Here is a 5,683-nt window from a genome sequence, read left to right on the forward strand (position 1 = left end):
ACAGGCATGTTCGCGGTCAACCTCAATCGGCGCCGCAGCAACATCCTCGGCGTCATCATCCCGAATTCGACGGACCCGTTCTACATGGCGCTGACGCGCCGCATCGAATTGATCGCCAACGAGGCCGGCTTCCTGGCTTTCGTGCTGTCCTCCGACGGGCGCGCCGAGATGGAGGACCAGGCGATCCAGACGTTCCGCTCGATGAACATCGCGGGCGCCATCATCGCGCCGCTCGGCGTGCGCTCGCACCACCGGATCCTCGCTGAGCTCGGCGCCTCGATCCCGCTGATCTATGTCGACTCGCCGCTGGACGAGACCTCCTCCTTCGTCGGCACCGACAACCGGCAGAGTTTCAGGCTGATCGTCGACTATCTCTGCCGCTCCGGCGAGCCGCCCTGCTACTTCGCCATGCCGCTGGTCAACAACAACGCTTCGGCCAGGCAGGAGGCCTATGTCGAGGCCATGCAGCAGTTCAAGATGACGCCGCGCATCGTGCCGGTCGAGGACGCGCGCTCCTGGGATTTCGAGAAGTTCGGCTTTGACGAGGCGACGCGCATCCTGAAGGCCGGCGGCTTTTCGACCAGGACCGTGCTGTGCGCCAACGACCGCGTCGCCTTCGGCGTGCTCGGCGCCGCCTTCCAGCTCGGCCTCAAGGTGGGACATGGCGCCGATTGCGATCTGAGGGTCGCAGGGCACGACGACCATCCGCTGTCGCGCTACGCCTGCCCGCCGATCACGACGGTGGCGCAGAACTACAACGAGATCGGCCGCCTGGCGATCGAGTTGCTGCTCGAGCGGCTGGACGAAAAGTCCTCGGCCAAGCGCGGTGACGCCCGCATCCTGCTCAACGCCGAGCTGATGCTGCGCAGCTCGGCGTGAAACAGGCCTACCGATCCACCATCGACATCGTCCGCTCGTTGTAGCGCGGCCCCGAAATCCTGTCGGGTGTCAGCGCCATGTCGAGCAGCAGCATCTCGGTGGCGTCAAGCCCGATGTCGGCGGCAGCGACATTCTCCTCCAGATATGTCCGGCGCTTGGTGCCGGGGATCGGCACGATGTCGATGCCGAATTCCGGGCCCTTGGCGAGCAGCCAGGCAATCGCGATCTGGCCGGGCTTCACGCCCCTGGCGGCGGCCACGTCGCGCACCGCGCTCGCCGCCGCGACATTGGCATCGAAATTCTCGCCCTGGTAGCGCGGGTCGCCGCGCCGGAAATCGCCTTCCGGGTAGTCTTCCGCGCGCTTGACGTCGCCGGCGAGGAAGCCGCGCCCGAGCGGCGCGAAAGGCACCAGGCCGATGGCGAGCTCCTTAAGCAGCGGGATGATCTCGGGCTCGAGATTGCGCTCCCACAGCGAGTATTCGCTCTGCAGCGCCGACACCGGATGCACGGCATGGGCGCGGCGGATGTTGGCGATGCCGGCCTCCGATAGGCCGAGGAAGCGCACCTTGCCCGCGGCCACCAGCTCGCCGACCGTGCCGGCGACATCCTCCATCGGCACGGCAGGATCGACGCGGTGCTGGTAGAGGAGATCGATACGGTCGGTGTCGAGCCGCTTCAGCGATGCCTCCACCACCTCGCGGATGTGCTCGGGCCGGCTGTCGCGGCCAGTGCCGTCCTGCCTGCCGTCCTTGATGACGAAGCCGAATTTCGTCGCGATGGTCACCTGGTCGCGCCGCCCCTTCAGCGCGCGGCCGAGCAGTTCCTCGTTGACGAACGGCCCGTAGACTTCGGCCGTGTCGAGGAAGGTGCAGCCGAGCTCGATCGCCCGGTGCAGCGTGGCGATCGATTCCGCCTCGTCGGCCGGGCCGTAGGACTGGCTCATGCCCATGCAGCCGAGGCCGATTGCCGAGACTTCGAGCCCCTGGCTGCCGAGTTTCCGCTTGCCCAGGCTCATGTGTTCTCTCCGGCCGAATGTGCAATCCGGCTAAATTATAGGGCAGGGCGGTAAGCCGTCCAGCCGGACAGGCAGGTGCTTGATCGAGATCAAGGGAAGCCGACGGCAGGTAGTGTCTCAGTTTGAATTTGATCGCTAGGCGATAGCGCCCCGCGGCGTTTGCTCCCATAGGCGGAACCGCCTACGGGGGTAGTTCGATGCGGTCGATCTCGCGCGTTGCCGATGTGTCGATCAACAGTCGATGTCGGCAAGTTCTGCGCCGATCTGCACGACCGCGAAGTTCGCAACGTCACCTCCAAGCGTATTCAATGTGATGAAATCTGGTCGTTTGTCGCCGCGAAAGCCAAGAACGTTTCGACCATGAAGCAGCCGGTCGAAGGCGCTGGCGACGTATGGACCTGGACCGCTTTGGACAGCGATACCAACCTCATCGTGTCATGGCTGGTTGGCGGTCGTGACGGCGAACATCGCTGACCTTCATGGATGACGTGAAAGACCGCCTTGCCAACCGCGTCCAGCTCACGACCGATGGGCACCTGGCGAGCCGGAAAGCAACAAGTCGCCAGAGAGCCGCTATAGCCCCGCCGTCTGCACTGGTGCCGTCAAGACGCGCGTTGAAGGCAACCCGGCACATCGCATATCGAACGCGCCAATCTCACGATGCGCATGGCGAACCGTCGCTTCACGCCTTACCAATGCCTTCTCAAAGAAGTTTGACAACCATGTCCACATGGTCGCGATCTACAGACGCTCTGGTCGATGGAAGACCTTTGCGAGAAGATGGACGCCGTTGCGCCGAAGCCGGGCAAGCGCGGTCCCTATAAGAAGCAGGAAAAGCGAGTTTCATGAAAGCGGAGTATAAGGGTCATAGGATTGTGGACGCCGATAAGCTCGCGTTCGATCTCTCTACATGGCGTCCGTCTGATCCAACTGATTTTTCGCTCACCATTGATTTCTATGCGGGAGAAGAGGGTAAAGAAGGCTCAGATGCTTTCACGGCCACGGTGTGTTCGCCGGCATGGTTTCTTCGGTCCCACACAGAAGCGGCCTTTTCTGGTGAAGGCGTAATTTTCATGCGGACGTTCGATCACCTTCAACTGGAAAAATTTCTCATCGCTCGATGCGCTTCGGCTAAGGGCAATAGCTGGAATGAGATAGCCTGTGAGCTTTCGCGGGTCGGGCTATGGGAATTCGAATACAAGCTCTGAATTTCAAACTGAGACACTACCCGACGGCAAGGATCGTAGTCTGCGATTGTCTTGGCAGGGACGCGAGGCGGGCGGGTGGGTCCGGCCGAAGGACGCCGGACGGCCGCTACAGGACCCCCCCGCACCGCCGCGCTGGCAATGCCCGCCGGGCCTCACGCCCTCGGCAGCAGCCTGCGCATGATCAGCGAGGCATGGCCGCCGACCCCGTGCGCGGCGGGTCGCCGCTCGACCACCTCGAAACCGTGCTTGCGATAGAAGGCGATCGCCCGGTCGTTGCCCTCGATCACTTCGAGCGCGATCGAGGCGATGCCGGCATGGGCGGCGAGCACGGCGTGCAAGAGGTCGGTCGCCAGCCCGCTGCCGTACTCTTCCGGTTCGATATGCAGGCGGTCGAGCATGACGTCGCCGCGATCATCCATCGCCGCCATGGCGTAGCCGGCGATCGACCCGTCGGGCCGCTCGGCGACGAAGGACATCTTGTCGTCGTCTGCAAGTTCCGCCGCCAGCTTGTCCGGCGCGTGCTTGTCGTCGGAAAGCCGCGCCGTGGTCTCCGCGCCCATGATCGGCGAATAGGTCCGCCGCCAGGATTGGCCGAGCAACTGCGACACTGCAGCCAGGTCGCCTTTCGTCATTGCCCTGATCTGGACCATTGCCATCGTCCTCTGTCGCCGGCGCGGCGCACGCCAACTACTGCAGCCCAAGCGCCCACCTGGCAAGGCCGCTCGCCAGCGCCGCTGGCCCCTTCTGAACGGGTGGACGCGGCGAACTGTTCCGATGCTGCGCCGCACAAGCTCTCTCCGCCCTCGGGACCGACCGTCCTGCGCTTGCGCGATCCTGAATAACATCGTGATTACAGGGCGTTGCAGCACCGGCAGATTGAAAGATTCTCGGCTGCCGCCCTTGAAACCCATTGGTGCCCGACTAGTTCGATAAGCGTGCGAGCCCTGACAAGGGAAGGCTCGCGGAGGGAGGGTTCCAATGGCTGCCAAGGAAGTGAAATTCCACGCCGAGGCCCGCGACAAGATGCTGCGCGGCGTCGATATTCTGGCCGATGCGGTGAAGGTGACGCTCGGCCCCAAGGGGCGCAACGTCGTCATCGACAAGTCGTTCGGCGCGCCGCGCATCACCAAGGACGGTGTGACAGTGGCGAAGGAAATCGAACTGGTGGACAAGTTCGAGAACATGGGCGCGCAGATGGTGCGCGAAGTGGCGTCGAAGACCAGCGACATTGCCGGCGATGGCACCACCACGGCGACGGTGCTTGCCCAGTCCATCGTCCAGGAAGGTAACAAGGCGGTTGCCGCCGGCATGAACCCGATGGATCTGAAGCGCGGCATCGACAAGGCCGTGGAAGTGATCGTCGCCGAGCTCAAGGCCAATGCCCGCAAGGTGACCCGCAACGACGAGATCGCCCAGGTCGGCACCATCTCGGCCAATGGCGATGCCGAGATCGGCCGCTTCCTGGCCGAGGCGATGCAGAGGGTCGGCAATGAGGGCGTCATCACCGTCGAGGAGGCCAAGACCGCCGAGACCGAGCTCGAAGTGGTCGAGGGCATGCAGTTCGATCGCGGCTATCTCAGCCCTTATTTCATCACCAACCAGGACAAGATGCGCGCCGATCTCGAGGAGCCCTATCTTCTGATCCATGAGAAGAAGCTGACCAATTTGCAGGCGCTGCTGCCGATCCTCGAGGCGGTGGTGCAGTCGGCGAAGCCGCTGCTGATCATCGCCGAGGATGTCGAGGGCGAGGCGCTGGCAACGCTGGTCGTCAACAAGCTGCGTGGCGGCCTGAAGGTCGCCGCCGTCAAGGCACCGGGCTTCGGCGACCGCCGCAAGGCGATGCTGGAGGACATCGCCATCCTCACCGGCGGCCAGGTCATCTCCGAGGATCTCGGCATCAAGCTGGAAAACATCACTCTGGCGATGCTCGGCCGCGCCAGGCGAGTGACCGTCGAGAAGGAGAACACCACCATCGTCGACGGCGCCGGCGGCAAGCCCGAGATCGAGGGCCGCGTTGCCCAGATCAGGCAGCAGATCGGCGAAACCACCTCCGACTACGATCGCGAGAAGCTGCAGGAACGGCTGGCCAAGCTCGCCGGCGGCGTCGCCGTCATCCGCGTCGGCGGCTCGACCGAGGTCGAGGTCAGGGAGCGCAAGGATCGCGTCGACGACGCGCTGCACGCCACCCGCGCGGCGGTCGAGGAGGGCATCCTGCCCGGAGGCGGCGTGGCGTTGCTGAGAGCGGCAAGGGCGCTTGACGGCATCGCCGTCGACAATCCCGACCAGAGGACCGGCATCGAGATCGTGCGCCGCGCGCTGGAAACGCCGGTACGCCAGATCGCCGAAAACGCGGGCGCCGAAGGCTCGATCATCGTCGGCAAGCTGCGTGAGAACGGTCAATTCTCTTTCGGCTGGAACGCCCAGACTGGCGACTATGGCGATCTCTACGGCCAAGGTGTGATCGACCCGGCCAAGGTGGTGCGCACCGCCCTGCAGGACGCCGCCTCCATCGCCGGGCTGTTGGTTACCACCGAGGCGATGGTGGCGGAAAAGCCGAAGAAGGAGGGCGGTCACATGATGC

Annotated in this window: 5 protein-coding genes and 1 pseudogene; 4 read left to right on the forward strand and 2 right to left on the reverse strand. The window is 64.2% G+C overall.

Annotated features, from left to right (window positions below; all coding sequences use genetic code 11):
* A partial coding sequence (locus tag EN742_RS21900; protein WP_148670187.1) for a LacI family DNA-binding transcriptional regulator occupies positions 1–879 on the forward strand: 879 nt, incomplete at its 5' end.
* Between the two features lie 7 nt (positions 880–886).
* Here EN742_RS21900 and EN742_RS21905 read toward each other — a convergent pair.
* Positions 887–1,894 carry an aldo/keto reductase gene (locus tag EN742_RS21905; RefSeq protein ID WP_127406657.1) on the reverse strand — a complete coding sequence of 336 codons (1,008 nt, stop codon included), beginning with the start codon at positions 1,892–1,894 and terminating at the stop codon, positions 887–889.
* Between the two features lie 167 nt (positions 1,895–2,061).
* Between EN742_RS21905 and EN742_RS21910 the strand changes: the two are divergent.
* Both EN742_RS21910 and EN742_RS21915 read left to right on the forward strand, forming a co-directional pair.
* A pseudogene (locus tag EN742_RS21910) lies at positions 2,062–2,743 on the forward strand (IS1 family transposase).
* On the forward strand, positions 2,740–3,102 hold the full coding sequence (locus EN742_RS21915) for an Imm8 family immunity protein (RefSeq protein WP_127406656.1): 363 nt from the start codon (positions 2,740–2,742) through the stop codon (positions 3,100–3,102). The pseudogene EN742_RS21910 and the gene EN742_RS21915 overlap by 4 nt, the downstream one beginning before the upstream one ends.
* 152 nt (positions 3,103–3,254) lie before the next feature.
* On the opposite strand, the gene EN742_RS21920 is transcribed toward EN742_RS21915, so the two are convergent.
* Positions 3,255–3,752 carry a GNAT family N-acetyltransferase gene (locus EN742_RS21920; RefSeq protein WP_127406655.1) on the reverse strand — a complete coding sequence of 166 codons (498 nt, stop codon included), beginning with the start codon at positions 3,750–3,752 and terminating at the stop codon, positions 3,255–3,257.
* Positions 3,753–4,080: 328 nt separating this feature from the next.
* Here EN742_RS21920 and groL point away from each other — a divergent pair.
* On the forward strand, positions 4,081–5,683 hold a 1,603-nt coding region (gene groL, locus EN742_RS21925; protein ID WP_128333266.1), incomplete at its 3' end, for a chaperonin GroEL.

It is taken from the genome of Mesorhizobium sp. M4A.F.Ca.ET.020.02.1.1 (assembly GCF_004022645.1).
GTDB lineage: Bacteria > Pseudomonadota > Alphaproteobacteria > Rhizobiales > Rhizobiaceae > Mesorhizobium.